A 25,534-nucleotide genomic window follows, 5' to 3' on the forward strand; every position below is an offset into this window, starting at 1 on the left:
GTTCCTCCCAGCGACATCCCGTGCAGCGGCGCGCCGCTGTACGGGTCCTCGGACCGGGTGCACCGTGGGGAGGCCGTCGAAACCCGCGGCCGGTCAGCGGGTCAGTGCCAGGACGACCACGAAGGCCATGCCGACGCAGACGGTCAGCGTCCATCCCACGCAGCGCCGGCGCAGGGCGCCGTACCGCCGCTCGTACTCGCCCCGCAGGGACGCGCAGCGGGCGGCGATCCGTTCCAGGTCCTGCCGGGCGCGCAGGAGGCCGTCGTTGATGTGGTGGCGTTCGACCTCGTCCCGTTGGGCCGTGGTCAGCCAGTCCATGCGTCCGGTGAACTCGCGCGCCCGCTGTTCGGCCTCCGCGACCCTCGCCTGCCAGAGCAGATAGCCCTCGACCTCGTTGCCGAGGTCGGCGTCGGCGCCCTGCTTCGGCGGACCGTCGGCTCTGCGTCCCGGGTCGGTCATGCGTGGACGCCGTGCGCCTCGGCCTCGGCCATCGCGATCTCGGGGTGGTGGAGGTCGAAGGCCGGGGACTCACTGCGGATGCGGGGCAGCGTCGTGAAGTTGTGGCGGGGCGGCGGGCAGGAGGTCGCCCACTCCAGGGAGCGGCCGTAGCCCCAGGGGTCGTCGACGCCGACGGGCTTGCCGTACTTGCCGGTCTTCCACACGTTGTAGAGGAACGGCACCATCGACAGCCCGAGGATGAAGGAGCTGATCGTCGAGACCGTGTTGAGGGCGGTGAAGCCGTCCTGCGCCAGGTAGTCGGCGTAACGGCGGGGCATCCCCTCGGCGCCCAGCCAGTGCTGGACGAGGAAGGTGCCGTGGAAGCCGACGAACAGCGTCCAGAAGGTCATCTTGCCGAGGCGTTCGTCGAGCATCCTGCCGGTGAACTTGGGCCACCAGAAGTGGAAGCCGGCGAACATCGCGAAGACGACGGTGCCGAAGACGACGTAGTGGAAGTGCGCGACGACGAAGTACGAGTCACTCACGTGGAAGTCCATCGGCGGCGAGGCGAGGATGATGCCGGTCAGACCGCCGAAGAGGAACGTGACGAGGAAGCCCGCCGCCCACAGCATCGGCGTCTCGAAGGACAGCGAGCCCTTCCACATCGTGCCGATCCAGTTGAAGAACTTCACTCCGGTGGGGACGGCGATGAGGAAGGTCATGAAGGAGAAGAAGGGCAGCAGCACCGCGCCGGTGACGAACATGTGGTGCGCCCACACCGTCACGGACAGACCGGCGATGGCGATGGTCGCGGCGACCAGACCCATGTAACCGAAGATCGGCTTGCGGGAGAAGACCGGGATGATCTCCGTGACGATGCCGAAGAACGGCAGCGCGATGATGTAGACCTCGGGATGGCCGAAGAACCAGAACAGGTGCTGCCACAGGATCGGGCCGCCGTTGGCCGGGTCGTAGATGTGGGCGCCGAACTTGCGGTCCGCCTCCAGGGCGAACAGGGCGGCCGCGAGGACCGGGAAGGCCAGCAGGACCAGGACACCGGTCAGCAGGACGTTCCAGGTGAAGATGGGCATGCGGAACATGGTCATGCCGGGTGCGCGCATACAGATGATCGTGGTGATGAAATTGACCGCGCCGAGGATGGTGCCGAAGCCGGAGAAGGCCAGACCCATGATCCACATGTCGGCGCCGATGCCCGGCGTGCGGATGGCGTCCGACAGCGGGGTGTACGCGAACCAGCCGAAGTCGGCCGCTCCTTGCGGGGTGAGGAAGCCGCCGACGGCGATCGACGAGCCGAAGAGGTACAGCCAGTACGCGAACATGTTCAGCCGGGGGAAGGCGACGTCCGGGGCGCCGATCTGGAGCGGCATGATCCAGTTCGTGAAGCCGGCGAACAGGGGCGTGGCGAACATCAGCAGCATGATCGTGCCGTGCATCGTGAACGCCTGGTTGTACTGCTCGTTCGACATGATCTGCAGGCCCGGCCGGGCGAGTTCGGCGCGGATGAAGAGCGCCATGACTCCGCCGATCAGGAAGAAGGCGAAGGACGTGGCGAGGTACAGGGTGCCGATGGTCTTGTGGTCGGTGGTCGTCAGCCACTTCACCACGACGTTGCCGGGCTGCCTGCCCCGTACCGGGACCTCGGCGTCGTAGGGGGCTACGGCCGACTCCTCCGGGCCATTGAGAATAGTCACTGGGGTCCTTCTCCAAAGGTGCGCGGGCCGGCCGCGCGGGGGCGTGCGTCAGCCGTCATCCTCGCGTCTCGGGGCCGGGAGCGAAGCCCTGAGCTGCCGACACACCGCCGAACGGGGGGTCGCGCCCCCCGATTGGAGCAACCTCTCAGTGGGTGACGGCGGTCGTGGCCGGCCAGGCCTCGCGGGCCAGCAGGTCCAGGACGAGGGCCGCGATGTTCCAGGCGTCGTCCTCGCCGCGGTGATGGCGTCCTTCGAGGGGCAGTCCGGCGATCCGCAGGGCCTGGCTCATGCCTGGCTTGCGGCGCAGGCCGTGGGCGGTGGTGAAGACGGCCTTGGCGTTGGTGTGGCCGCGCTCGACCGGATACCCGAACGGGTAGGCCACCCCGTCGGCCCGGCTCTGGCGGGCGAACTGGCGCCGGTCGTAGTCGCCCCAGCTCGCCCAGGGCCGCCGCGCCGCCCCGAACTCCTCGACGAGGAGCCGGCAGGCCTCGGCGAAGGTCACGCCGCGGTCCACGTCCGCCTGGGTCAGGCCGGTGAGTTCCGTGCAGAAGGGACTGACGGTCGAACGGGTGGGGCGGACCATGATGCCGTGCCGGGAGAGGCGGCGCCGCGCCCGGAGGTCGACGACCGTGAGACCGATCTCGATGATCTCGTTCACCGATCCCGGCGGCGGCTGTCCCTCCCAGCAGGTGGCTTCCACGTCGATGACGTTCAGGAGGGTGGGGTCATGGCGCATGGGGCGAGGCTACGAGGGGACGGCCGCGGTCGGCATCCGCATTTCCGCCCCTCGGTCACGCGGTCAGGACGGGTCGGTCAGGACGGGGGCGGTCCCAGGGCGCGGCGGTGACGCGGGGAGAGCGGTGCGCCCACGGTGGTCGACGCGCGGCGCCACCAGGGGCGAGGCGGTGGTACGGCTGACGCCCGGGCTCCTGGAGCGGCTGCCGGACCTCGTGGAACCGGCGGTGGCGCGTGGCGCCCGGGAGAGCCGCCGGGCCGCCGGGTCCCGACGGGCGGGTCCCGACGGGCGGGTCCGGGTCGTCGTCCCCGTCGAGACCGTCGAGCACGCCGTCGGCACGCTGCTGCGGCTCGGTGCGGAGGCCGAGGTGGTGGCGCCCGCGGAGCCGCGGGAGCAGATGGCGCGCACGGTCGGGGCGCCGGCCGACACGTATCTGCGCCCGCCCCCTACGGCGCGGCCGCAGGGGTCATGACGGCGGTACGGCCGAGGAGGGCGGCGAGAAGCAGCGCGGTGAGCGCCGTGAGGGTCGTGCCCCGCCGGCCGAGGGCGTCGAGCAGAGGTGCGGCGGCGGCGGTGCCGAGGGCGCCGGCCGAGAAGTACAGCACGAGATAGACGCTGGTGAGGCTGCCGGAGCGGCGGGGGTCGAGGGCGATGACACGGCTGGTGTTGGCGGCCTGGGCGGCGAAGCAGCCGGCGTCGAAGAGGGCCAGGCCGAGGACGAGGACCGGCGGGGTGTCCGGGCCGGAGGCCAGCAGGGCGGTGCCGGCCGCCGCGGCCGCCATGCTGAGGCCGATCACGGTGTCCGGGGTGCGGCGGTCGCCGAGGCGTCCGGTGAACGGGAGGGCGGCGAGTCCGAGGAGCCCGGTGAGGCTGTACAGGCCGATGGCGGTCGGGTCCAGGGAGTGGGGCGGTGCGGCCAGGGCGAGCGCGAGGGTGACCCAGACGAGGTTGAAGGCGAAGTACCACAGTCCCCCGGCGAGCGCGGCGCGCCGCAGGGGCGGGAACTCCCGCAGCAGCGCGGGGAGTGCGGTGAGGGTGGCGCGGTAGCCGTGCGGGGAGCGCGGGCGCTCGCGGGGCAGGAGGGTCGCCGCGGCGACGGCGCAGAGCAGGGCGAGGCCGGCGAAGACGAGGAGCATGCGGCGCCAGCCGAGGGCATCGGTGAGGGCGCCGCCCGCCAGGCGGCTCAGCAGGATGCCCGCCGACATGCCGGCGGCCACCGTGGCGACGCCCGTGGCGCGCCGCTCGGGCGGGGCGTGCCGGCCCGCGATGCCGCCGGCCTGGGCAGCGACGCCGGCGGCCGCGCCGATGAGCAGGTAGGCGGTCAGGAGCACCGTCGGGCCGGACGCGGCCGCGGCGACGGCGAGGGCGGCGGCCAGAGCGGTGAGCTGGGCGGCCACGAGGCGGTGGGGGGCGAGACGGTCGGCGAGCGGCAGCAGGAGGGCGAAGCCGGTCATGCAGCCGGCGAGCGCGGCGGTCGGCACGAGGCCGATCACGGAGTCGGAGACACCCACGTCGGCGGCGATGGTGGAGAGCACGGGCTGGACGGCGTAGTTGTTGGCGATCGCCGTACCGGCGACGCAGGCGAGGAGGAGGGGGCCGTGGCGCGGAAGGGGGCGCGTCATGGCCGGGTGCCGCGGGTGAGGACGACGGCGTAACGGCACTCGGTGTCCGTGGTGTTGGCGAAGGCGCGCTCCGACGGCTCGCCGAGTTCGATGGTGTCGCCGGGGCCGAGGTCGTGGACGGTGTCGCCGTCGTGGAAGGTCAGGTGCCCGTCGAGGACCCACACGATCTGCCGTACGAACGCGAAGGCGGCCGCCGGGTACGGCACATGGGCGCCGGCGGGCAGCCGGATCTCGGCGACCTCGGCGGGGAAGTGCGGGGAGGTGATCTGGCGGCGCCGGTAACCGGTGTCGGGGTCCCGCCACTCGGGCGCCCCGTCCCCTCGGCGCACACCCGCCGTCTCCCCCGTGTCGGCCGTCATGTCGTCTCCCGGGGCGTCCCGGGTGCCTTCGGCGAGGGCGAGCAGGGAGGCGATGCTGAGCTGGAAGGCCGCCGACAGCTTGCCGAGGACGACGGCGGTGGGACTGCTCTCGCCGCGCTCGATCCTGCTGATCATCGCCTGGGACACGCCGGAGGCGTCGGCGAGCTGGGCCAGGGTCCAGCGGCGGCGTTCACGTTCGGTGCGGACGCGGGTGGCGATCTGCCTCACCAGAGGATCTACTATGTTGGACATGAATCCAATATACGAGAGACACCGGGCGTCGGTGACCGTGCGCCCCGCGCGGCCCGGCGACGGCGAGGCGATCCGCGCGATCCGCAACCACGCCGTCGAGAAGTCGACGGCCCTGTGGACGCAGACCCCGCAGTCCCCCGCCGAGGGAAGGGTCTGGCTGGCGGCCCATCTGGAGCGCGGCTCGGCGTACGTGGCCGAGGTGGAGGGGGAGATCGCCGGATTCGCCGTGTACGGCCCCTGGCGGGCGCTCGACGGGTACCGCCACACGGTCGAGGACTCGGTCTACGTCCGTGAGGGCCGGCACGGACTCGGCATCGGCTCGGCGCTGCTCGACGCCCTCATCACCTCGGCGCGCGAGGCCGGGCATCACGTCATGATCGCCGGCATCGAGGCGGGGAACACCGGGTCGGTCCGGCTGCACGAGCGGTTCGGCTTCGAGCACGCCGGGACCGTGCGGGAGGTCGGCACCAAGTTCGGCCGGTGGCTCGATCTGACGCTCATGCGACGGGCCCTGAGCTGACGGCCGCCGGCGCCCCCGCGTCAGCCACCGGACCCCGGCCTCACCAGACCGCTCCGGTAGGCCAGGACGACGAGTTGGGCGCGATCGCGGGCGTTCAGCTTGGTCATCGCGCGCTGGATGTGGCTGCGGACGGTCAGCCGGCCGAGGACCGGCTCGCCGGCGATCTCCGCGTTGGACTTGCCGTACGCGGCCAGGGCCATGACCTCGCGTTCGCGGTCGGTCAGCGGTCTGACGGCCTGCGGGAGGTCGTCGAAGTCGGGCGCGTCGGGAGTGGCCAGGAAGCGGGTGATGAGAGCCCGGATGGCGGCCGGGGACAGCAGGGCGTCACCGGCGGCGACCGTGCGGATGCTCGACAGCAGCACCTCCGGGCTGACCCCCTTGCCGAGGTGCGACCGCCAGGGCGCTGTTCCAGGCCACCCGTCGCGGGGTGCGCAGGCTCGTGGAGTACTGGGTGACGAGCAGCGGGCCCATGAGGAGCGGGGTCAGCAGATGGCCGAGGGCGCCCCGCGCTGCCGGAGAGCGGGTGCCGGGGCATCGTGCCCGTGCCGGCACTTTCACTTGGTGCGAGGGCACAAGGTCTCTTGGTGCGAGCGCACCAGCCGGACCCCTGCGGGTCAGCCTCAGGTCGGGGTGGGGCCGCGCGGATCAGCCGAAGTACGCCGTCTCGTTCACGTGGACCATGTAGTCGCGCCAGTGCGCCCTGATGTAGGTGAACCGCGCGGGGTCGTAGCTCCAGAGTCGGTCCAGCGCGCCCGCGATCAGCTCGTCGTTGGCCCGGACGAAGCCCAGGACCGCCTCAGCGACCGGGGCGTACGACCAGTGCCAGCGCTCCTGGCTGATCGCCGGGGCCGCCTGGGCGGACTCGGCCGTGTACGTCTGGAGGAAGCCGTAACGGGCGGCGTTGGCGCGCAGCCAGGCGTAATGGGCGGCCTGCGGGCCGTCGTCCGTCCAGTTCTGCGGCGTGGTGTCGAAGAAGTCGGCGTCGGATCCCAGGTGGTGGCGGGAGACTCCGGGCGCGGTCGAGGTGCGGAGTATCTCGATCTGGCGCTCGTCCGGGGTCAGGGACGCCCAGACCGTGCGGTGGGATTCCTTGTCGGGGTCCCATTGCGGGTCCGAGCCGAGCTCGGCGGGGTGCTGGGCGCGGATCTCGTCGGTGATGACGCCGAAGGTGCCCGCTCCGCCCGAACCGGTGCGCAGGAACTCGTACTTGCGGTCCCAGATGGTGCGCTGGGTGGCCGCGGTCCGCAGCCGGGAGACGACGACCGCGCCCCGGTCGGTGCCCGTACCGGCCGCGGCGGCGTCGGCCAGGGCGCCGACCTGGGTGTCCAGCTCCGCCGGGATCGCGCCGGGGGCGGTCCCCGTGCCGGTGATCCAGGCCGCGACCGCCGCCGGATCCTCGGCGTTGAGCACGGCCGTGACGGCGCTTTCGCGGTCGTCGATGTCCCGCTGCGTGTCGAACACCCGCGGCGGCGGGGTCTCGCCCCCGAAGGCCGACCAGCCGATCCCGGCCGCGCCGACGGCACCCGCGCCGGCCGTGGCCAGCAGAAGGAACCCTCGTCGGCTGCGCCTCGCGTGGCGGCCGGACGTCGACTCGCCGTTCGTGCCCTGCATGGTCGTCCCTTCCCCGTCTCCCCTGCGGACGCCCCTGCACCTGTCCGCCCCCGCAGTGGTCGAACTCCGGAGACTCTAGGGCACTCGACCGGAGGATCCGAGTCCGGGTCCCGTCAACGTCCTTCGCCCGCGCGGCCGTTGCTCCGCGCCTCCAGCGCGTGCAGGACGGCCACCATGTCCTCGCCGCCGTGTCCCTGGGCGACGGTCTCGCCGTACAGGGCGTGGCAGACGTCGAGGAGCGGCGAGGCCGTGTCGGTCCGGCGGGCGGCCTCGGCGATCAGCCGGTTGTTCTTCAGGACGTCCGCGGCGGCCGCCTGGACGTCGAAGTCGCGGTCCAGCAGCTTGGGGCCCTTGACGCGGGAGACGGCACTGGCCATCGGACCCGCGTCCAGGACGTCCCGCAGCAGCTCCTGGTCGAGCCCGTGCCGGCCGGCGAAGTGGTACGCCTCGGCGAGCCCGGTGACCAGGGTGATCAGGAAGAGGTTCACGGAGAACTTCATGAGCAGCGCGCCCGGTACGTCACCGCAGCCGAACGTCTCACGGCACACGGGCGCGAGCAGGGGCCGTACGGCCTCCACCGCGTCGGCGGACCCCGCGAGCATCCCGACCAGGTGCCCCCGCTCGGCGGGGACCCGGGAGCCGGAGACCGGGGCCTCGACATACCGCCCGCCCGCCGCGTGGACGGCGTCCCGCAGCGCCGTGGAGTACTCGGCCGAGGTGGTGCCCATGTGGACGACGGTGCGGTCACGGACGCGGGCGGCGAAGTCCGGGGTGTCACGGGACAGGACCGCGTCCAGGGCGCTCTCGTCGGCCATCATCAGCAGCACGGTCGACGCCCGGTCGAAGACCTCGGCGGGGCTCGGCGCGATCTCGGCGCCGGCGGCGCGCAGGGGATCGCAGCGGGCCGGGGTGCGGTTCCAGACGACGAGAGGCGTTCCCGCCCGGGCCAGGTTGAGCGCCATGGGCTGCCCCATGACCCCGAGACCGATGAAACCCACGTACACGCCGCACCGCCGCTTCCGTCGCACGTCGAGGCCGAGCGCCTCCCGTCGTCCGCCACTATGACAGCGGTCATAACGAGGTGCACTATGACACGGGTCATAAGATGGGGGCTCACCAAGGATGGGGAGTCCGGCATGGCGACGTCCGAACGCGGGCCGCGCGAGCGGATGGTGTTCAGCGCGGCCCAGCTCCTGCGGCGCGGCGGGGTCGCCGCCGCGGGGATGCGTGAGGTGGCCGCGCACGCCGGGGCGCCGCGCGGCTCGCTCCAGCACTACTTCCCCGGCGGCAAGGAACAGCTGGTCAACGAGGCCGTGGGCTGGGCCGGACGGTACGCGGGCCGCCGCGTCGCCCGCTTCCTCGCCGCGCTGCCGGAGCCGACGCCGAGCGGGCTGTTCGCCGAGATGGTGCGACAGTGGACGGACGAGTACGAGACCGCCGGCTTCGCGGGCGGCTGCCCGGTGGCCGCCGCCACGGTGGACTGCGCCGAGACGACCGGGTCGACCAGGGAGGCGACGGCCGCCGCCTTCGCCACCTGGACCGGGCCGGTGGCCACGGCCCTGGCGGACATGGGCGTACCGCCGGAGCGGGCGGGCTCACTGGCCACCCTGATGATCAGCTCACTGGAGGGCGCGATCCTCATGGCCCGGGCGGAACGCGACGTCCGCGCCCTGACGACCGTCGCCCGGGAGCTGGGCCCGCTCCTCGACGCCGCGGTGACGGACCGGGCCCGGTGACGCCACGAGGCGGGGACCGGGCCCGGTGACGCCACGAGGCCATCCGGTCCCGCACTCCCCCGACCCTTCGAGAGGACACATGACGGAAGCACAGGCGCACGACTGGGTGAGCGAGGCGGTCGCGGTCCGGCGTTTCTGGGAGCGGCTCGGACTGCCGGGGCTGATCGACGTGCACGTCCACTTCATGCCCGAGCGCGTGCTGCGCAAGGTCTGGAGCTACTTCGACTCGGTCGGCCCGCTGACCGGTGGCGTCGAGTGGCCCATCACCTACCGCGCGGAGGAGGCCGAACGCCTCGCCGTCCTCCGGGACTTCGGCGTCCGCGCCTTCACCTCGATGCTCTATCCCCACAAAGGGGCCATGGCGGAGTGGCTCAACGGCTGGGCCGCCGACTTCGCCCGCCGCACCCCCGGCTGCCTCCACACCTCGACCCTGTTCCCGGAGCCGGGCGTCGAGGCGTATGTGCGGGAGGCGGTCGAGTCGGGCGCACGCGTCTTCAAGGCCCATGTGCAGGTGGGGGCGTACGACCCGGCCGACGAGCTCCTCGACTCCGCCTGGGGGCTGCTCGCCGAGGCGGGGGTCCCCGTCGTGATCCACTGCGGCTCGGGCCCCGCGCCGGGCAAGTACACCGGCCCCGAACGCGTGGGACGCGTGCTCGCCCGCCACCCCCGGCTCCGGCTGATCGTCGCGCACATGGGCATGCCCGAGTACGAGGACTTCCTCACCCTCGCCGAGCGGTACCCGGAGGTGAGGCTCGACACCACGATGGCCTTCACCGACTTCGCGGACCGCTTCGCCCCGTTCCCCCCGCGGTCCCTGCCTCGCCTGTCCGCGCTCGGCGACCGCGTCCTCCTCGGCAGCGACTTCCCCAACATCCCCTATCCGTACGTCCATCAACTGGAGGCGCTGGAACGGCTGGACCTCGGGGACGAGTGGCTGCGGGCGGTCTGCCACGACAACGGGGCGCGGCTGTTCGGGCTGTGACCCACCGCGCCGCACAGGCGTCCGCGCGCCACGCCGTACCGCAGAGGACCATCAGGAAGCCGAGCCTCCTGGAGACCGTCGTGGACCGTCTCACGGCGCAACCGGCGTGCCTGCACGAGGTGGCGCCGGGGACCCACGGCCGCGCGGTCGCACCGTGATCGCGGGCGCTGACCTCGCGCCCCCCGGTCCCGGCCGCGCAGTATGGGAAGGAGGAGAAGGGGGCTCGCACGAGGGGAGCCGGGACGGTGGTGGATCGGGCGCACGGCGACGGAGACCGGCCGCCGGACGGGCCGCTCCCCGTGCCCGGTGAGGACCTGACGGCCCGGGCCGTCGTGGACGAGCGGGGCACGGTCACCGAATGGAGCGAGGGCGCCCGCCGGCTGCTCGGCCACCCGGCCGAGGAGATCGTCGGCCGTCCGGCCGCCGGTCTGGTCGACGGGGAGCTGCCCCGCGAGACGCTGCACGGGCTGCCCGGTCTGCCGCGGTGGACCGGGACGGTCCGGCTGCGGCACCGTGACGGGCACACCGAGGAGGTCCGGCTGCTCGCCCACCATCGGACGACGCAGGGCGGTGGCTCGGACTGGCTGGTGCTGTCCGCGCTCGCCGACGCCGTACCCGCGCCGGACTCCGGCGAGCTGGCCGCCTGGGGGTTCCGCCAGGCGTCCTGCTGCTCGATGGAGGTGTACGACACCCGGCTGCGCCTGGTCCACGCCAACCGCTTCTCCCAGCACGCCATGAACCTCGGCGAGGAGGAGATGCGCGGGCTGCGGCACGCCGAGATCATGGCGCATCCGGAGTTCGACCGGGTCGAGCGCCTGATGGCGGAGGTGCTGCGGACGGGCCGTCCGCAGGACGTGGAGGTCCAGGTGCGGGTCGCGGGCGAGCTCCGCAAGCAGGCCTGGTCGCTCTCGCTCTTCCCGCTGACCGACGAGCACGGCGTCCTGCGCGGCGTGGGGCTGTCGGCGCACGACCGGACCGAACAGTACTGGGCGCACAAGCGGCTCCAGCTGCTCAGCGACGCCGGTGCCCGCATCGGAAGCACGCTCGACGTCTCCCGCACGGCGCAGGAACTGGCGGACGTGGCCGTCCCGCAGTTCGCCGACTTCGTCACCGTGGAGCTGCTCCCCGACGTCGAGCGGGCCGAAGCCGGGCGGGCCAGGGACGAGGGGGTGCTGCGGCTGCGGCGCGCCGCCCAGCAGTCGGTGCTGCCGGGTGTCGCCGAGGCGGTGCTGCGCCCCGGCGAGGTGGACAGCTGGCCCGCGGACTCCCCGGCGGCGCAGTGCCTGGCCACCGGCCGGGCCGTGCTCCGGGCCGAGTTCGATCCGTGGACGGCCGACTGGTCGGCGGGACACCCGGCGCGGGCGGCCGCGGTCCGCGCCGTCGGCGTCCACTCCGTCATGGCGGTGCCGCTCAGGGCCCGCGGCCACACCCTGGGCGTGGCCGTCTTCCTGCGCCATCAGCGGCCGGAGTCCTTCGGCGAGGCGGATCTGCTGCTCGCCGAGGAGATCACCGCGCGGGCCGCAGTCTGCATCGACAACGCGCGCCGGTACACCCGTGAACGGGACACCGCGCTGACGCTCCAGCGGACCCTGCTCCCCCGGCGGCTGCCCGCGCAGGCCGCGGTGGAGGCGGCCTTCCGCTATCTGCCCGCGGACACCCTGGCGGGGGTGGGCGGCGACTGGTTCGACCTGATCCCGCTGTCCGGCGCGCGGGTCGCGCTGGTCGTCGGCGATGTCGTCGGGCACGGCATCCAGGCCTCGGCCGTCATGGGGCGGCTGCGGACCGCCGTCCGCACCCTCGCCGACATCGACCTCCCGCCCGACGAGCTCCTCACCCACCTCGACGACCTGGTCATCCGGCTCTCCGTGGACGCGGCCCCCGACGACGACGTACCGCCCGACCAGGCCACCGAGATGGCGGCCGGCCTCGGCGCCACCTGTCTGTACGCCGTCTACGACCCGGTCTCCCGCGTCTGCACCCTGGCCAGCGCCGGCCATCCGGCGCCCGCCGTGGTGAGCCCGGCGGGAGAGGTGGACGTCCCGGACGTACCGCCCGGGCCTCCGCTGGGGCTGGGCGGGGTGCCGTTCGAGACGACGGAGATCGTCCTCGCGGAGGGCAGTCTGCTCGTCCTCTACACCGACGGGCTGGTGGAGTCCCGTGAGCAGGACCTGGCGGAGGGCACCGCACGGCTGCGGCACGCGCTCGCCCGTCCGGCCGGGTCGCCGGACGAGGTGTGCGACGCGCTGCTCGCCTCGGTGCCGCCCGGGGAACCCGGTGACGACATCGCCCTGCTCGTCGCCCGCACCCGGGTCTTCGACCCCGGGCAGGTGGCCACCTGGGATCTTCCGGCGGATCCGTCCGTGGTGGCCCGTGCCCGCAAGCTCGTCACGGCCCAGCTCGAGGCGTGGGACCTGCCGGAGGTGTCGTTCGTCGCCGAGCTGGTGGTGAGCGAGCTGGTCACCAACGCGATCCGGCACGCCGAACCGCCCATCCGGCTACGGCTCCTGCGTGAGCGCCGGCTCCTGTGCGAGGTCTCCGACTCCAGCGACACCGCCCCGCACCTGCGTCGCGCCCGCACCTACGACGAGGGCGGCCGGGGCATCCTCCTCGTGGCCCAGCTCAGCCGCGGCTGGGGCACCCGCCACACCGGCACCGGCAAGACCATCTGGGCGGCACTGAGCCTGGACCCGGCGCCCGCGGAGGACCCGTAAACCGTTGGCGGCCCCGCTTCCCGCGCTCCTAAGGTGGCGATCATGCGCACCGCCTACCCCCGGACTCCCCATCTGCCCTGGTCACCCGGCGTCTCCGCCGACGATGTAAGGGCCGCCGGGCTGGCGGGGTTCGTCGGGCGGGAGGTCGTCGTCACCGAGAAGCTCGACGGGGAGAACACGACGCTGTACGCGGACGGGCTGCACGCGCGGTCCGTGGATTCCGCGCACCATCCGTCCCGGGCGTGGGTCAAGGCGCTCCAGGGACGCGTGGGGGCGCGGATACCGGCGGGCTGGCGGGTGTGCGGCGAGAATCTGTACGCGCGGCACTCCCTCCCGTACGACGGCCTGGAGAGCTACTTCTACGGCTTCTCCGTGTGGGACGCGCACGACCGGTGCCTGGGCTGGGACGAGACCGTGCGGTTTCTGCGCGGGCTGGGGGTGCCCGTGCCGCCGGTGCTGTGGCGCGGGGTGTTCGACGAGCGGGCGCTGCGGCGGCTGCGGGTGGAGACCGGGCGGCAGGAGGGGTTCGTCGTACGGACCGCGGAGGGCTTCGCCGGGGTGGAGTTCGCCGGGCGGGTCGCCAAGTGGGTGCGGTCCGGGCATGTCACGACGGACACGCACTGGATGCACACGGCCGTCGTGGAGAACGGCCTCGGCCCGGCGGCCCCGCTGTGGGCCGTACGGTCCGGCGCGGCACCGGACGCAGAGGCGCTGGCCGCGCTGCTCGCTCCGCCCACCTCCGACACGGACGCCCGCTGCGACGCGGACGGCGCCGCCGAAGCGGCCACGCGGCTGGACGTCCTCGGTCGCGGCGGGGACGTACGGCTCGCGGGGGTGCTCGCCGCGCTGCTGCGTCGCACACCGCGGGCGCGGCTGATGAGCGGGACCGCCGGGCCCCTCGGCGTGCCGCTCGCACGGCGGGTCGCCGATCTGGTGGGGCTGCACACCGCGCTGCACCGGCCGTACCCGGACGGGGAGCGACGCGCGGGGCTCGTACGGATGTCGTTCGCGGCGGATCCCGGGGCGCTGCACGCCGTCGCCGGGGCCGCCGCGGGGGACGAGGCGGCGCGCGAGCAGGTGGAGTGGTCCGCGCTGCACGCCGAGGAGGCCGGGCTGTTCGGCGAGGCGCCGCTCGGTGTGCTGCGGGCCGGGCTGCGCGAGGCGCTGGCGCGCGACGGGGTCGGCGGCGTGGCGGCGGACCGCTGCTGGGCCGAGGCACGGCAGGCGTACGCCGAGGGGCGGATCTCCACGGTGGAGGAGGCCGTCGCGGCGACCTGGCGGTGGCGGGGTGGGGCGTTCCCCCGGCTGGTGCATCTCGTGGGACCGTCCGGCAGCGGCAAGAGCGCCTTCGCGGCGCGGCTGGAGGGCGTCTCGGCGTGTGTCTCGCTGGACGGGCTGCGGGAGGCGCGTGGCGCACGGGCCGACCAGAAGGCCAACGGGGAGGTGCTGCGGGAGGGTCTGGAGCGGCTGGACGGGGAGCTCGCGTACGGGGCCGGCACGGTGGTGTGGGACGCCACCTCGCTCAACCCGCGCCAGCGGTCCCTGGTGCACGCCGTGGCGCGCCGCCGCGACGCGCTGGTGACGCATGCCGTGCTGGTCACGGACGAGGACGAGCTCGTACGACGCAACGCCGGGCGGGCGCATCCGGTGCCGGCGGACGTGCTGACGGGGCAGCTGCGCCGGTTCGTGCCGCCGTATCCCGGCCAGGCGCACCGGACCTGGTACGTCGGCGCGGACGGCGGCGTGCGGGACAGCGACGGCACACTGGAGGGGGAGGACGCCTGATGCGTACCAGCGAGGAGATCTACCACCGGGTGCGCTGGGATCCGCGGTTCGACCCGGCGCGGTTCGTGCTCGGCATCAACCAGCGCAACGCCGCCCCCAAGCGGGTGCCGCTGCCGGCGTTCGTGCCGGGCGGTGAGATCCCGTGGCACCGCGTGCTGTTCGTGGAGGCGGACGGCGAGCTGGTGTGGGACCGCGCCACGGGGGTCGACCGGATCGACGCCTCCGGTGCCGGGCGGGTGCGCGAGGCACGGCTGCTGCGGGCGCCGTTCTTCACGGCGCGCACCCCGCACGCCTGGGACCCGGCGGCCGGACGGTGGACACCCGCCCCGCCGCCCGCGCCGGACACCGGGCGCGACCGGGTGCGGGTCCTGACCTGGAACACGCTCTGGGACCGCTACGACAGCCACCGCATCGACACCGCCCGGCGCCGCCCGCTGCTGCTGGAGGCGCTGGAGCGCGCCGACGCCGACGTCATCGCCCTCCAGGAGGTCGAGGCGGGACTGCTGGCCCCGCTGCTGGACGCGGCGTGGGTACGGGAGCGGTACACGGTGGGCACCGACCCCCACGGGAAGGACGTCGACGCCTGCGGGCTGCTGCTGCTCAGCCGGCTTCCCGTACGGGAGGCCGCCGTCCACGTCCTCGGACACCACAAGGCCGTCACCGCCCTCGTCGTGGACACCGCGGCCGGGCCGCTGACCGTGGCCGCGACCCATCTGACGAGCGACCACTCCGAGGACGGGCCGGCCCGGCGCGGCGCCGAACTGACGCGGCTCGCCGAGGGACTGTCGGGTGTCTCGGGCGGTCTGGTCCTGGTCGGTGACTTCAACGACGGCGGCCCCGGCCCGGCGCGCACGCTCGGCATGCTCGACGCCTGGACCGAGACCCACGGCCCGGGCGACGACTCCCCCACGTTCGATCCCGGCGTCAACCCGCTGGCCGCCGTCTCCTCCCTCTCGGGCCGGGCCTCCCGGCTCGACCGGGTCTTCGTCCGGTCCGCCGACGGCCCGCGCGCGACCGCCGCGGCGCTGCTCGGCGACACACCGACCCCGCAGGGGCTGTACGTCTCCGACCACTACGGGGTCGCCGCCGAGCTGTACTGCGGCACCGGTGCGCCCGTCGACGTGCTCGACGTCGCCCCGACACCCCGTACGGCGCTGGCCTGGGTGCCGCCGCGTGAGGTGTGGCCGGCGATCCAGGCGGTGCGCCGGGACCACGACGTGCAGATCCGGCGCTGGCCGCCGCACGTCAACGTGCTGTTCGGCTTCGTCCCGGAGGCGGAGTTCGAGCGGGCGGCGCCGCTGCTGGCCACGGCGGCCGCGCAGGTGCGGCCGTTCCGGGCACGGCTCGACGGACTGCACACCTTCGGGCACCGGCACGGTGCGACCGTGTGGCTGGATCCCGCCGCGGACGACGAGACGCCGTGGGCGGAGCTCTGGCAGGCACTCGTCCGGCGTTTCCCGCGCTGCCGGGGACGCCACGACGGGTTCACCCCGCATCTGAGCCTCGGCCGGAGCACCGACCCGCACACGGTCGAGGTCGACTGCGCGGCCCGCCTCTCCCCCATGACCGCGCGGGTCGGCGAGCTGGTCCTGCTGTCCCGCCGGGGCGACGAACCGATGCGGCCGCGGGCCACGGTCGCCCTCGGCACCGGCGAGGTGCGCTGGCTGCCGGAACCGGCCGTCGGCCGCCCCGACCGGGACTGGGAGGACTGGGCCGCGCCCGCCGCCGGCCCGTCCGTGCCGCCCGGCGCGGACGAGGCGGCGGCCGGGCGGGTCGTACGGCGCCTGGCGGACGCGTTCGCGGAGGGAGTCGTGTGGGTGGCCGGCTCCCGGCGCATGGGCTGCGCGCTCGCCGGCGCCGACCTCGACCTGGTCGCCGCGCTGCCGGGCACGGTCGACCTCGGCGCCGTACGGGAGCGGGTCCGGGCCGCGCTGCCGGACGCGGCGCGGGTCCGAGAGGTCGTCGGCGCGCGGGTGCCGGGGCTGCGGTTGCGTGCCGAAGGGCTCGACGTGGACCTCGTGGTCGTGGCCACGGGCTCGGTGCCGCCGGGGGACGCGGTGACCCGGCGGGCCGCACTGGGCGAGGCCGCGGCGGTCGCGCTCAGCGCGGTGTCCGACGCGGACGCGGTCCTGGCGGCCGTGGGCACCCGGGGAGCGCCGGGGTTCGTGTCGCTGGCGCGTGGCGTGAAGGCGTGGGCGCGGGCGCGCGGGCTGGACTGCGCGCCGTTCGGCGGGCTGCCCGGTATCGCGTGGGCGGTCCTCGCGGCCCGTACGGTCCGGGAGGCGCCCGAGGGCGCGGACGACGGCGCGCTGCTGCGACGCTTCTTCGGCATCTGGGCCGCGTGGGACTGGCGGGAGCCCGTCGCGCTCACCGGCGACGCCCCGGCGGCCGACGGGGCCCTGACCGTGCTGACCCCGAGCGCACCGGTGCGTTCCTGCACCGAACAGGTCGGCGCCGGCACGAGGGATCTGCTGAGCCAGGAGCTGTACCGGGCCTGGGACACGGTGGAGACCGCGGCCGAGTCCGGCGCGGATCCCTGGCCCGCGCTCCTGTCCCCGCCGCCCCTGCACCGACGGCACGCGGCCTGGGCCGCGGTGAGGGTCGGGCCCCGCCGCCCGGAGGACTTCGACGAGCTGAACGGGCGGGTACGGGGGCGGATGCGGGCGCTGCTCGCGGCACTGGAGGAGGCGGGCGTGGGGGAAGCCCACGCGTGGCCGCGGCCGTGGCCCGCCGGGCCCGCCACCGCGACGTACGCGATCGGGCTCGGGCGTACGTCACCCCGTACCGGGGAGTGGCTCGCGGACATCGCCGACCGCTGGCTCCCGGGCCTGTCCGGGGTCGAGGTCGCGTACGTCGAGGGCGGGGCGTTGCCCACACCGGGGTGAGGGTCGCCGGTGCCGCGGGACGCCGAGATGATGCGCAATAGGCACATATGTGCGGTAAGACGGTGAACATCCCATGGGCGGATTTTCGCCAGTATCGTGTGGCGACATCCCGGGCAGCCGATCCGTCGTCGTGCTGCCGCGTGCCATCAGGGGGGCAGAGTCATACGGGTGCTCGCGGAGAGATACGAACTGGTCGAGGCCGTCGGGCGCGGGGGCATGGGGGAGGTCTGGCGCGCCACCGACCGGGAGCTCGGCCGCACGGTGGCGGTGAAGGTCCTGCCGCCGGAACTCACCCGCCACGAGGAGTTCCGCGTCCGCTTCCGCCGGGAGGCGCGCACGGTCGCCTCGCTCAACCACCGCAATGTCGCCGTGCTGCACGACGTCGGCGAGGACACCACGGACGGCGAGACGACGCCGTTCCTGGTCATGGAGTTCATCGAGGGGCGCACGCTGACCGACGCGCTGGCCGAGGGCCCCTTCACGGTCGAACGGGCCCTCGCCGTCGGCAGGGACATCGCCGACGCCCTCGCCCACAGCCATGGCCAGGGCCTCATCCACCGGGACATCAAGCCGTCCAACGTCATGCTGACGTCCGGGGGCGACATCAAGGTCCTGGACTTCGGGATCGCCAAGGTCGTCGCGGAGACCACCACCCGGCTCACCGCCACCGGCATGACCGTGGGCACGCCCGCGTATCTCTCCCCGGAGCAGCTCACGGGGACGGCGGTGGACGGTCGGTCCGACCAGTACTCCACCGGCTGTCTGCTGTACGAACTGCTGACCGGTCGACCGCCGTTCGTCGGCGACTCCCCGTTCGCGGTGATGCACCAGCACATCAGCCGGGCGCCGGTCGCACCGTCCCGGTTGCGTCCGCAGATCCCGGCAGCCGTCGACGCTCTCGTGCTGCGGACCCTGGCGAAGGACCGTGAGGAGCGGCTCGGCAGCGCGGCGGAGCTGCGGGAGGCGCTGGCGGGGACCCTCGCCGCGCTGGGCGCCCTGGTGGCCGCACCCATCGGGCGGGCCGCCGCCCCCGCCGCGCCCCCCGTGCCGCCCGCCCCCGCCGTCCCGCCGGCCCACGCGGCCGCCGAACCGGGTACAGGCCCGGGGTACACGGCACTGGCCCAGCAGGAGACCCGCACCGCGCCGACCCCGCCCAGGCCGGTCGGCCCGCCGCCCGAGGAGCGGCGCTTCACGCTCACCGCCGGCCGGATCCTCGCCCTGCTGGGCCTCGTCGCCTCCGGTGTGGTCACCTTCGGCTACGACGAGCTGTACGAGGACTCCATGGACGAGCTCATGGGCGTCTGGAGGGCGACGGCCGTCCTCGGGCTCGCCCTGTTCCGCTGGCTCCCGTTCACCTCCACCCTCGTGTGGTGGGGGGCCGGAGCCCTGGTCGTGGCGAGCGTGGAGGCGGGCGCCGCGACCGAGTCCTACGTCTACGGCTACGACAGCGAGACGGCTACTACACCACCGGCCACGACGACATCGAGGTCCTCGGCGTTCCGCTGCTCGCCCTCGCCGTGCTGTGTCTGGTCCGCGCGTTGAGCGCTCGGCGCCCCTCCCCCCTGCTCGGGGCCGCCGGACTGACCCTCGGCGGCCCGGGGGTCGGCTGGCTGGCGTTCGACTCCGACAACCAGATCGCCGTGTTCTCGATCGCCTGGGGACTGGCCGTGATCGCGGCCGTCGTCCAGGAGATCCGCGCCCGCCGTCGCACGCCGCCCGGTGCCCGCCCGCCCCTCCGGTTCGTCACGAGCGAGTAGGGCGACCGTGGTCCGCCCGGGCGCGGCGGCGGGCCAGACCCGTGTACGTGACCGCGAGGGCGAGGGACAGGGCGACGATTCCGGTCGGCGCCACGGCGACCGCCGGCGGGTCCGCGCCCCGCTCCCCCGCCACGACCAGCTCCAGGGCCGCCGCGGTCGCCGCCGTCAACAGGCCGCAGGCGAGCAGGACGGCGACGACCCGCCGTCCGCCGTCGGCGCCGATCGGGCGGGGGGCCGCCCCCAACCGGGCCCAGTCACGGGCGGCTTGTCGCGTCTCCCTCCGCCGCTGCACGCGCGCACGGCCGTGGAGGACCGCCGTGACGGCCGCTCCGGTGACCGCCGCGGCGACGGGCACCCACCAGGCCTCCACCAGGAGCAGCAGCAGGGCGATGACCCCGGTCGTGCTCCAGCCGCTCAGGCAGGCGGCCGCGGCCGTGCGGCGGGAGTCGGGGCGGTCGGCCCCGGCCCGCAGGTCGACGAGGGCGGGCACGTACCAGACGCAGCCGGACACGGCCGCCAGGGCGGCGCCCAGCGCGGCGACGGGCTGGACCACGGCCTAGGGGGTGTTTCGAAAGTCCTGTGCGGTGCCCGCGGTGTCCGGTGCGTGCTCTCGGCGTGCCGGACGAAAGCCCTCGTACTGGACGTACTGGGGGTTTCGGCCGGTGCGGCGCGAGTACGTGCCGGGCGCCGCGGGTACTGTGCGGGACTTTCGAAACACCCCCTAGCCCTCCGCCTCGAGCGCGGCGATCTCCGGGTGCCGCAGGTCGAAGGCGGGTGACTCGCTGCGGATGCGGGGCAGGCTGGTGAAGTTGTGGCGCGGCGGCGGGCAGGACGTGGCCCACTCCAGGGAACGGCCGTAGCCCCAGGGGTCGTCGACGCCGACCGGCTTGCCGTACCTGGCGGTCTTCCAGACGTTGTAGAAGAACGGCAGGATCGACAGGCCGAGCAGGAACGCGCCGATGGTGGACAGGGTGTTGAGGGCGGTGAAGCCGTCGGCGGCCAGGTAGTCGGCGTAGCGGCGGGGCATGCCCTCCGCGCCGAGCCAGTGCTGGACCAGGAAGGTGAGGTGGAAGCCGACCGTGAGCGTCCAGAACGTGATCTTGCCGAGGCGTTCGTCGAGCATCCTGCCGGTGAACTTGGGCCACCAGAAGTGGAAGCCGGCGAACATCGCGTACACGACCGTACCGAAGACCGTGTAGTGGAAGTGGGCGACGACGAAGTACGAGTCGGAGAGGTGGAAGTCCATCGGGGGTGACGCCAGGATCACACCGGTGAGGCCGCCGAACACGAACGTGATGAGGAAGCCCGTGGTCCACAGCATCGGCGTCTCGAAGGAGAGACTGCCCTTCCACATGGTGCCGATCCAGTTGAAGAACTTCACTCCGGTGGGGACGGCGATGAGGAACGTCATGAAGGAGAAGAAGGGCAGCAGCACCCCGCCGGTGACATACATGTGGTGGGCCCACACGGTGACCGACAGGCCCGCGATGGCGATGGTCGCGCCGATCAGGCCCATGTAGCCGAACATCGGCTTGCGGCTGAAGACGGGGATCACCTCGGAGACGATCCCGAAGAACGGCAGCGCCAGGATGTACACCTCGGGATGGCCGAAGAACCAGAAGAGGTGCTGCCACAGCAGGGCGCCGCCGTTCGCCGCGTCGAAGACGTGGCTGCCGAACTTGCGGTCGCACTCCAGCGCGAACAGCGCCGCCGCGAGGACCGGGAACACCATCAGGATCAGGACGCCGGTCAGCAGCACGTTCCAGGTGAAGATCGGCATCCGGAACATGGTCATGCCGGGCGCGCGCATGCAGATGATCGTGGTGATGAAGTTGACGGCACCGGCGATCGAGCCGAACCCGGACAGTGCCACGCCCATGATCCACAGGTCGGCGCCGAGGCCCGGCGAGTGCACGGAGTCCGACAGCGGCGCGTACAGGAACCAGCCGAAGGACGCCGCTCCGCCCGGGGTGAGGAAGCCGAACGCCGCGATCGACGAGCCGAACAGGAAGAGCCAGAAGGCCAGCATGTTCAGCCGGGGGAAGGCGACGTCCGGGGCGCCGATCTGCAGCGGCATGATCCAGTTGGCGAAGCCGGTGAACAGCGGCATCGCGAACATCAGCAGCATGATCGAGCCGTGCATCGTGAACGCCTGGTTGAACTGCTCGTTGGACATCACCTGCAGTCCCGGGCGGGCGAGTTCGGCCCGCATCAGCAGCGCCAGGACGCCGCCGACGATGAAGAACACGAACGCGCTGACCAGATACAGCGTGCCGATCTTCTTGTGGTCGGTGGTCGTCAGCCACTCCACCCAGGAGGGGCGGGTCGCGGCGCCGGCTCGCGCGATCGCCACCTGTTCCGTACGTACGTTGTCCACCGGTTCGTGTCCTCCCCTTGGTTCAGTGCCGACCCAAGATCACCGCAGGGGAGTGGCGCGCCGATAGGGTCGAACGGCCCCTGTCGGTCCCGTCCACGGGGCCCAACGGCCCCTCCTGGCCGCAGGTCAGAGCAGCGTCCGCCAGTACGGCCAGAACCGGGTCCCGATCAGCAGCACGATGCTCAGACACCAGGTGACCGGCACCACCCAGTGGAACTCCCGCACGCCCGCGACCATCCCCCGGGGAGCCCTGAGGACGCCGTGCCGGAGGTTGTGCACGGTGACGTACCAGAACATGGCGATGGTGACCGCCCAGGCCAGGCAGCACCACAGACACAGCGCGCCGATCTCGTACAGCGCCTGGGTCATCAGCCACATGCAGAAGCCCGCGCCGCCCAGCGTGCCCAGGTTCAGCCCGAGCCAGAACCAGCGCCGGAAGCGGGCCCCGGCCAGCAGCGCGAACCCGGTGAACGCCACGACGGGATAGGCGACGAGGCCGAGCAGCGGGTTGGGGAAGCCCAGCACGGACGCCTGGTGACTGCGCATCACGTTCGAGCACGACAGCACGGGGCTGAGGTTGCACGAGGGGGCGAAGCCGGGGTCCCGGAGCAGCTCGAACTTGTCCACGGTGATCACGAAGGAGGCGAGGACCCCCAGGGATCCGGTCACCATCAGCAGCCAGGCGAGGGCACGGGAGGCGCCGGTCGCGCCCGTTCCCGCGATCACCGTCGCCCCGGCGCCACGCGCAGACCCGTGCGGGTCGTGCCCGCCGGCCAGAGCACGTCGACCGTGACACCGCGCGAGCGGGCGTAGGCCACCAGATGCGCGGTGGCGTCGCGGCCGTTGGACGGCGAGCCGTCCCACACGGCCACCAGGCGCCGGCAGCCCGCGATGATCTCCTCGTCCGCGCCGACGCACGCGTCGCGGTCGACCGGGTCGTAGGTCAGCAGCCGCACCTCCCGGGCGAGCAGCAGCAGCTCCCCCGTCGGCACGCGGTCCCGCTCCGGCAGCAGCGCGGGCACCATGCCGCTGGTGGGGATCACGACGACCAGGTCCCGTCCCGCCACCCGCAGTGCCCGCGCGAACGCCAGGGGGGCACCGCCCCCCGCGCGCACCACGCCCGGCTCCCCGTCGGGCTCGCCCTCCAGCAGAGCCACCAGCTCGGCCTCCAGCAGCCCGAGGCTCTCCGGGGTCACGTCGGCGTGGCCCACCACCGCGATCATTCACCGCTCCTTCCCGCCGTGCGACGCCGTCGCGGCGCCCTTGCGTTCGGTCTCCGCGATCCGTTCGGTCTTCGCGATCAATGAAGTCAGGGCCCGCGAAGACGTGACTAGGGTCGAACGGCCCTGAGCCAGGAAAAGGCGGCCACGAAAGTTCCGGATATGGTGTTTTCGTATGAAATGTTGCCCAGGGTGAGGTCATACGGTGGATGCTCCCCGAAGGACGGGCCAGGCGCCGGAGAAGCCCTTGGGGGCGGTCGGCTACGCGGGCGTGCTGCGCGAGCTGCTTCCGATCGCGCTGTGGCGGGAGGACGCGGACGGCCGGATCCTGGAGTGGTCCCTCGCGGCCCAGGATCTGCTCGGCTACCGCGCCGAGGACGTGCTCGACAGGCCCGCCTCGGCGCTGCTCGTGCCCGAGGGCAATCGTGAGCTGGCCGATCAGCTGACGTTCCGTGTGCACGGCGGGGAGACGGTCGGCGGCACCCTGTCGGTGCGCCATCGCGACGGGCACCAGGTCACGATGGAGATGTGGATCGTCCCGGCCACCGACCCGCACGGCCGGCCCGGGGCGATGCTGATCGCCGTGGAGACCTCCCAGGTCCTGCGGATGCGGGACTCCCTGGCGGCGCTGGAGAGCCTGTTCAGCCAGTCCCCGATCGGGCTGGCCACCCTCGGCACCGATCTGCGCTTCCTGCGGGTCAACGACGCCCTCGCCCGGATGAACGGCGTCTCGGCCGCCGAGCACCTGGGCAAACGGCTGACGGAGGTCGTGCCCGGGGTCAACGCGCTGGCCCTGGAGTCGACGATGCAGGAGGTGCTGGACCGGGGCACGGCCGTCGTCGACGTCCGCCGCAGCGGCCGGACCTCCGCCGACCCGTACCGCGAACGGACCTGGTCGTGCTCCTACGCCCCGCTGCTCGACGGCGCGGGCCGCACCCTGGGGCTGATCGCCTCGCTCATCGACATCACGGAGAGCCAGCAGGCCGAGCGCGACGCGGAACGCGCCCGGCGCAGGTTCGCGCTGCTGGCGGAGGCCGGCACCCGCATCGGCACCACGCTGGATCTGCGGCAGACCTCCGAGGAGATCGTACGGATGCTGGTGCCGCAGCTCGCGGACTCCGCCGACGTCCAGATCCTGGAGGAGGTGATGGCGCCCGACGAGCCCGCCGACGCCGTGCAGGGCGTGGTCCGGCGCATGGCCGCCCTCTTCACCGACCCCGCCGCGCCGCGGGCGAGGCTGCGCCCGGGCCTGACGTCCCGGCTCGCGCGGGGCTCCCTCTACGAGCGGGTCATCACCGAGGGACGCCCCACCAACCTGTACCGGTCGGACGTCCCGGCCCTGGTCACCGATCCGCGCGCCGACGAACTGCGCACCTACCTCATGGGGCTGGGCTCGGCGCGGCTCGTCCCACTGGTCGCGCGGGGCAAGGCGCTGGGCGCGGTCGTGGTGACGCGGCTGCGCAGCCGTGAGCCCTTCGACGAGCAGGACTGCGTCCTCATCGACGAGCTGGTTGCGCGCGCCGCCCTCAACATCGACAACGCCCTCATGTACACCCGGCAGCGAGCGGCGGCCCTGACCCTCCAGCGCAGCCTGACGAACAGCGCCCTGCCCGCCGTGCCGGGGCTGGATCTCACGGGGCGCTATCTGCCGGCCAGTGAGCACGACGTCGGCGGGGACTGGTACGACGTGATCGCGCTGCCGGACGAGCGGACCGCCCTGGTCATCGGGGACGTCATGGGGCACGGCATCCATGCCGCGGCGGTGATGGGCCAGCTCCGCGCGGCGGTGCGGTCGCTGGCCCGGCACGGCATCCGTCCGGCCCCGATGCTCCGCTCGCTGGACGCCGTCGTGGCCGACATGGGCGAGGACCAGATGGCGACCTGTGTGTACGCCGTGCACGATCCGGCGAGCGGCGGATGCCTGATCGCGCGGGCCGGTCATCCCCCGCCGGCCGTGATGACCCCGGACGGGACGATCACCTTCCTCGACGGCTCGCCGGGCACCCCGCTGGGCACGGGAGGGCGGCGGTTCGCGACCGAGGAGGTCCCGCTGCCGCCCGGCAGTCTGCTGGTGCTGTACACGGACGGGCTCATCGAGGCCCGCGGCAGCGACCTCGACCAGGGCCTGGACCGTCTCGCCCGGGCTCTGCGGCGCCCCGCGCCCTCGCTCGCCGCGCTCTGCGACGGCGTCCTCGCCCAGATGCTGCCGCATGCCGCCCAGGACGACGTGGCGGTCCTGCTGGCCCGCCCGCAGTGACCGGCCCGCCCGCTACGGGGGCCGGCGGGGCATGTGATGCTGACGGCGTGACGGATCGACACGGGGCCGTCCTCGTCCGCCGGGCGGATCAGGACCCTTCCCTGGAACAGGGACTCGCCGGACTGCTGGCGGCGTACCACCTGCGGACACAGGCCGAGAAGGGGGAGGCCGTCGACGGTGTGGACGGGTTGCCGGACCCGTACCGGAGCGAGGTGACCGATCCGGGGGCCGCGTTCGAGGGCGATGTCGCGCTGGTCGCCGTGAGCGGGGGCGCCGCCGTGGGCTGTCTGGTGGTGACCGCGCCCGTCGAGGGGCGGTGCGAGGTGAAGCGGCTGTGGACGCACCCGGCGCTGCGGGGCCGCGGTGTCGCGTCCGCCCTCGTCCGAGCCGCACTGGCCGAGGCCGGGGCGAACGGGGCGAGCACGGTGCGGTTGTCCGTGTGGCGGTGGCGGACGGCGGCGATCGCGCTGTACGAGCGGCTCGGATTCACCGTCGTCGAGTCGTGGGACGAGCGGGAGCGGCTGGTGTGCATGGAGCGCGCCGTGTGACCTGTACGGCCCACCGCTCGCTCCCT

22 protein-coding genes and 1 pseudogene are annotated in these 25,534 nt (G+C 73.5%); 11 read left to right on the forward strand and 12 right to left on the reverse strand.

Annotated features, from left to right (window positions below; genetic code table 11):
* Window positions 1–93 precede the first annotated feature (93 nt).
* The 3 genes from OG852_RS04620 to OG852_RS04630 all read right to left on the reverse strand — a co-directional run bounded on the left by OG852_RS04620 (window position 94) and on the right by OG852_RS04630 (window position 2,886).
* A complete protein-coding gene (locus OG852_RS04620) occupies window positions 94–459 on the reverse strand; it encodes a cytochrome C oxidase subunit I (RefSeq protein ID WP_133916745.1) in 366 nt (121 codons plus the stop codon).
* Window positions 456–2,150 (reverse strand): aa3-type cytochrome oxidase subunit I, encoded by a 1,695-nt coding sequence (gene ctaD, locus OG852_RS04625; protein WP_133916744.1) that lies wholly within the window; start codon window positions 2,148–2,150, stop codon window positions 456–458. The genes OG852_RS04620 and ctaD (OG852_RS04625) overlap by 4 nt, the downstream gene beginning before the upstream one ends.
* A gap of 145 nt (window positions 2,151–2,295) precedes the next feature.
* The gene (locus tag OG852_RS04630) at window positions 2,296–2,886 is read right to left on the reverse strand and encodes a 3'-5' exonuclease (RefSeq protein WP_330347162.1); all 591 of its coding nucleotides are present in this window, start codon (window positions 2,884–2,886) and stop codon (window positions 2,296–2,298) included.
* Between the two features lie 124 nt (window positions 2,887–3,010).
* On the opposite strand from OG852_RS04630, the gene OG852_RS04635 reads away from it, so the two are divergent.
* Window positions 3,011–3,358 (forward strand): WYL domain-containing protein, encoded by a 348-nt coding sequence (locus OG852_RS04635; protein ID WP_330347163.1) that lies wholly within the window; start codon window positions 3,011–3,013, stop codon window positions 3,356–3,358.
* Here OG852_RS04635 and OG852_RS04640 read toward each other — a convergent pair.
* Complete coding sequence (locus tag OG852_RS04640; protein ID WP_330347164.1) at window positions 3,333–4,508, reverse strand: MFS transporter; 1,176 nt, start codon at window positions 4,506–4,508, stop codon at window positions 3,333–3,335. The two genes, OG852_RS04635 and OG852_RS04640, sit on opposite strands and share 26 nt — an antisense overlap.
* Window positions 4,505–5,119, reverse strand: a complete 615-nt coding sequence (locus tag OG852_RS04645) for a helix-turn-helix domain-containing protein (protein ID WP_330347165.1) — start codon at window positions 5,117–5,119, stop codon at window positions 4,505–4,507. The genes OG852_RS04640 and OG852_RS04645 overlap by 4 nt, the downstream gene beginning before the upstream one ends.
* Here OG852_RS04645 and OG852_RS04650 point away from each other — a divergent pair.
* Window positions 5,118–5,639 (forward strand): GNAT family N-acetyltransferase, encoded by a 522-nt coding sequence (locus OG852_RS04650; protein WP_330347166.1) that lies wholly within the window; start codon window positions 5,118–5,120, stop codon window positions 5,637–5,639. The genes OG852_RS04645 and OG852_RS04650 overlap by 2 nt on opposite strands.
* 20 nt (window positions 5,640–5,659) lie before the next feature.
* Here OG852_RS04650 and OG852_RS04655 read toward each other — a convergent pair.
* The 3 genes and pseudogenes from OG852_RS04655 to OG852_RS04665 all read right to left on the reverse strand — a co-directional run.
* Window positions 5,660–6,025 (reverse strand): annotated as a pseudogene (locus OG852_RS04655) (response regulator transcription factor); the annotation flags it as partial.
* Window positions 6,026–6,284: 259 nt separating this feature from the next.
* A complete protein-coding gene (locus OG852_RS04660; protein ID WP_133916739.1) occupies window positions 6,285–7,250 on the reverse strand; it encodes a D-alanyl-D-alanine carboxypeptidase family protein in 966 nt (321 codons plus the stop codon).
* 113 nt (window positions 7,251–7,363) lie between these two features.
* Window positions 7,364–8,254, reverse strand: coding sequence for an NAD(P)-dependent oxidoreductase (locus OG852_RS04665; protein ID WP_133916738.1), 891 nt, complete (start codon window positions 8,252–8,254; stop codon window positions 7,364–7,366).
* A gap of 132 nt (window positions 8,255–8,386) precedes the next feature.
* Between OG852_RS04665 and OG852_RS04670 the strand changes: the two genes are divergently transcribed.
* From OG852_RS04670 to OG852_RS04700, 7 genes are all read left to right on the forward strand, one after another.
* The gene (locus OG852_RS04670; RefSeq protein WP_133916737.1) at window positions 8,387–8,986 is read left to right on the forward strand and encodes a TetR/AcrR family transcriptional regulator; all 600 of its coding nucleotides are present in this window, start codon (window positions 8,387–8,389) and stop codon (window positions 8,984–8,986) included.
* Between the two features lie 79 nt (window positions 8,987–9,065).
* A complete protein-coding gene (locus OG852_RS04675) occupies window positions 9,066–9,968 on the forward strand; it encodes an amidohydrolase family protein (RefSeq protein WP_133916736.1) in 903 nt (300 codons plus the stop codon).
* A 245-nt stretch (window positions 9,969–10,213) separates the two neighbouring features.
* Window positions 10,214–12,679: a SpoIIE family protein phosphatase gene (locus tag OG852_RS04680; RefSeq protein WP_330347167.1), complete on the forward strand. Its 2,466-nt coding sequence runs from the start codon at window positions 10,214–10,216 to the stop codon at window positions 12,677–12,679.
* Window positions 12,680–12,721: 42 nt separating this feature from the next.
* On the forward strand, window positions 12,722–14,464 hold the full coding sequence (locus OG852_RS04685; protein WP_133916735.1) for an RNA ligase family protein: 1,743 nt from the start codon (window positions 12,722–12,724) through the stop codon (window positions 14,462–14,464).
* Window positions 14,464–17,349: a poly(A) polymerase gene (locus OG852_RS04690; RefSeq protein ID WP_330347168.1), complete on the forward strand. Its 2,886-nt coding sequence runs from the start codon at window positions 14,464–14,466 to the stop codon at window positions 17,347–17,349. The genes OG852_RS04685 and OG852_RS04690 overlap by 1 nt, the downstream gene beginning before the upstream one ends.
* A gap of 168 nt (window positions 17,350–17,517) precedes the next feature.
* The gene (locus OG852_RS04695) at window positions 17,518–18,891 is read left to right on the forward strand and encodes a serine/threonine-protein kinase (RefSeq protein WP_330347169.1); all 1,374 of its coding nucleotides are present in this window, start codon (window positions 17,518–17,520) and stop codon (window positions 18,889–18,891) included.
* Window positions 18,888–19,106, forward strand: a complete 219-nt coding sequence (locus OG852_RS04700; RefSeq protein ID WP_330347170.1) for a hypothetical protein — start codon at window positions 18,888–18,890, stop codon at window positions 19,104–19,106. The genes OG852_RS04695 and OG852_RS04700 overlap by 4 nt, the downstream gene beginning before the upstream one ends.
* On the opposite strand, the gene OG852_RS04705 is transcribed toward OG852_RS04700, so the two are convergent.
* The 4 genes from OG852_RS04705 to OG852_RS04720 form a co-directional block, all read right to left on the reverse strand.
* Window positions 19,093–19,659, reverse strand: coding sequence for a hypothetical protein (locus OG852_RS04705; RefSeq protein ID WP_330347171.1), 567 nt, complete (start codon window positions 19,657–19,659; stop codon window positions 19,093–19,095). The genes OG852_RS04700 and OG852_RS04705 overlap by 14 nt on opposite strands.
* 168 nt (window positions 19,660–19,827) lie before the next feature.
* The gene (gene ctaD, locus OG852_RS04710) at window positions 19,828–21,459 is read right to left on the reverse strand and encodes an aa3-type cytochrome oxidase subunit I (protein WP_443064642.1); all 1,632 of its coding nucleotides are present in this window, start codon (window positions 21,457–21,459) and stop codon (window positions 19,828–19,830) included.
* Between the two features lie 150 nt (window positions 21,460–21,609).
* A complete protein-coding gene (locus OG852_RS04715; protein ID WP_330351393.1) occupies window positions 21,610–22,155 on the reverse strand; it encodes a vitamin K epoxide reductase family protein in 546 nt (181 codons plus the stop codon).
* A gap of 50 nt (window positions 22,156–22,205) precedes the next feature.
* The gene (locus tag OG852_RS04720; protein WP_133916712.1) at window positions 22,206–22,706 is read right to left on the reverse strand and encodes a hypothetical protein; all 501 of its coding nucleotides are present in this window, start codon (window positions 22,704–22,706) and stop codon (window positions 22,206–22,208) included.
* Between the two features lie 202 nt (window positions 22,707–22,908).
* Here OG852_RS04720 and OG852_RS04725 point away from each other — a divergent pair, with 202 nt between their 5' ends.
* The gene (locus OG852_RS04725; RefSeq protein ID WP_133916711.1) at window positions 22,909–24,960 is read left to right on the forward strand and encodes a SpoIIE family protein phosphatase; all 2,052 of its coding nucleotides are present in this window, start codon (window positions 22,909–22,911) and stop codon (window positions 24,958–24,960) included.
* 47 nt (window positions 24,961–25,007) lie between these two features.
* The gene (locus OG852_RS04730; RefSeq protein ID WP_330347172.1) at window positions 25,008–25,508 is read left to right on the forward strand and encodes a GNAT family N-acetyltransferase; all 501 of its coding nucleotides are present in this window, start codon (window positions 25,008–25,010) and stop codon (window positions 25,506–25,508) included.
* Window positions 25,509–25,534: the final 26 nt, after the last annotated feature.

The sequence above is a fragment of the Streptomyces sp. NBC_00582 genome (assembly GCF_036345155.1).
In the GTDB taxonomy this organism is placed as follows: domain Bacteria; phylum Actinomycetota; class Actinomycetes; order Streptomycetales; family Streptomycetaceae; genus Streptomyces.

Bases quoted from the DNA above. Each gene is read 5' to 3' on its own strand.
- OG852_RS04620 (WP_133916745.1), bottom strand. From the start codon at position 459: ATGACCGACCCGGGACGCAGAGCCGACGGTCCGCCGAAGCAGGGCGCC.
- OG852_RS04630 (WP_330347162.1), bottom strand. From the start codon at position 2,886: ATGCGCCATGACCCCACCCTCCTGAACGTCATCGACGTGGAAGCCACC.
- OG852_RS04640 (WP_330347164.1), bottom strand. From the start codon at position 4,508: ATGACGCGCCCCCTTCCGCGCCACGGCCCCCTCCTCCTCGCCTGCGTC.
- OG852_RS04650 (WP_330347166.1), top strand. From the start codon at position 5,118: ATGAATCCAATATACGAGAGACACCGGGCGTCGGTGACCGTGCGCCCC.
- OG852_RS04645 (WP_330347165.1), bottom strand. From the start codon at position 5,119: ATGTCCAACATAGTAGATCCTCTGGTGAGGCAGATCGCCACCCGCGTC.
- OG852_RS04660 (WP_133916739.1), bottom strand. From the start codon at position 7,250: ATGCAGGGCACGAACGGCGAGTCGACGTCCGGCCGCCACGCGAGGCGC.
- OG852_RS04670 (WP_133916737.1), top strand. From the start codon at position 8,387: ATGGCGACGTCCGAACGCGGGCCGCGCGAGCGGATGGTGTTCAGCGCG.
- OG852_RS04675 (WP_133916736.1), top strand. From the start codon at position 9,066: ATGACGGAAGCACAGGCGCACGACTGGGTGAGCGAGGCGGTCGCGGTC.
- OG852_RS04685 (WP_133916735.1), top strand. From the start codon at position 12,722: ATGCGCACCGCCTACCCCCGGACTCCCCATCTGCCCTGGTCACCCGGC.
- OG852_RS04690 (WP_330347168.1), top strand. From the start codon at position 14,464: ATGCGTACCAGCGAGGAGATCTACCACCGGGTGCGCTGGGATCCGCGG.
- OG852_RS04715 (WP_330351393.1), bottom strand. From the start codon at position 22,155: ATGGTGACCGGATCCCTGGGGGTCCTCGCCTCCTTCGTGATCACCGTG.
- OG852_RS04720 (WP_133916712.1), bottom strand. From the start codon at position 22,706: ATGATCGCGGTGGTGGGCCACGCCGACGTGACCCCGGAGAGCCTCGGG.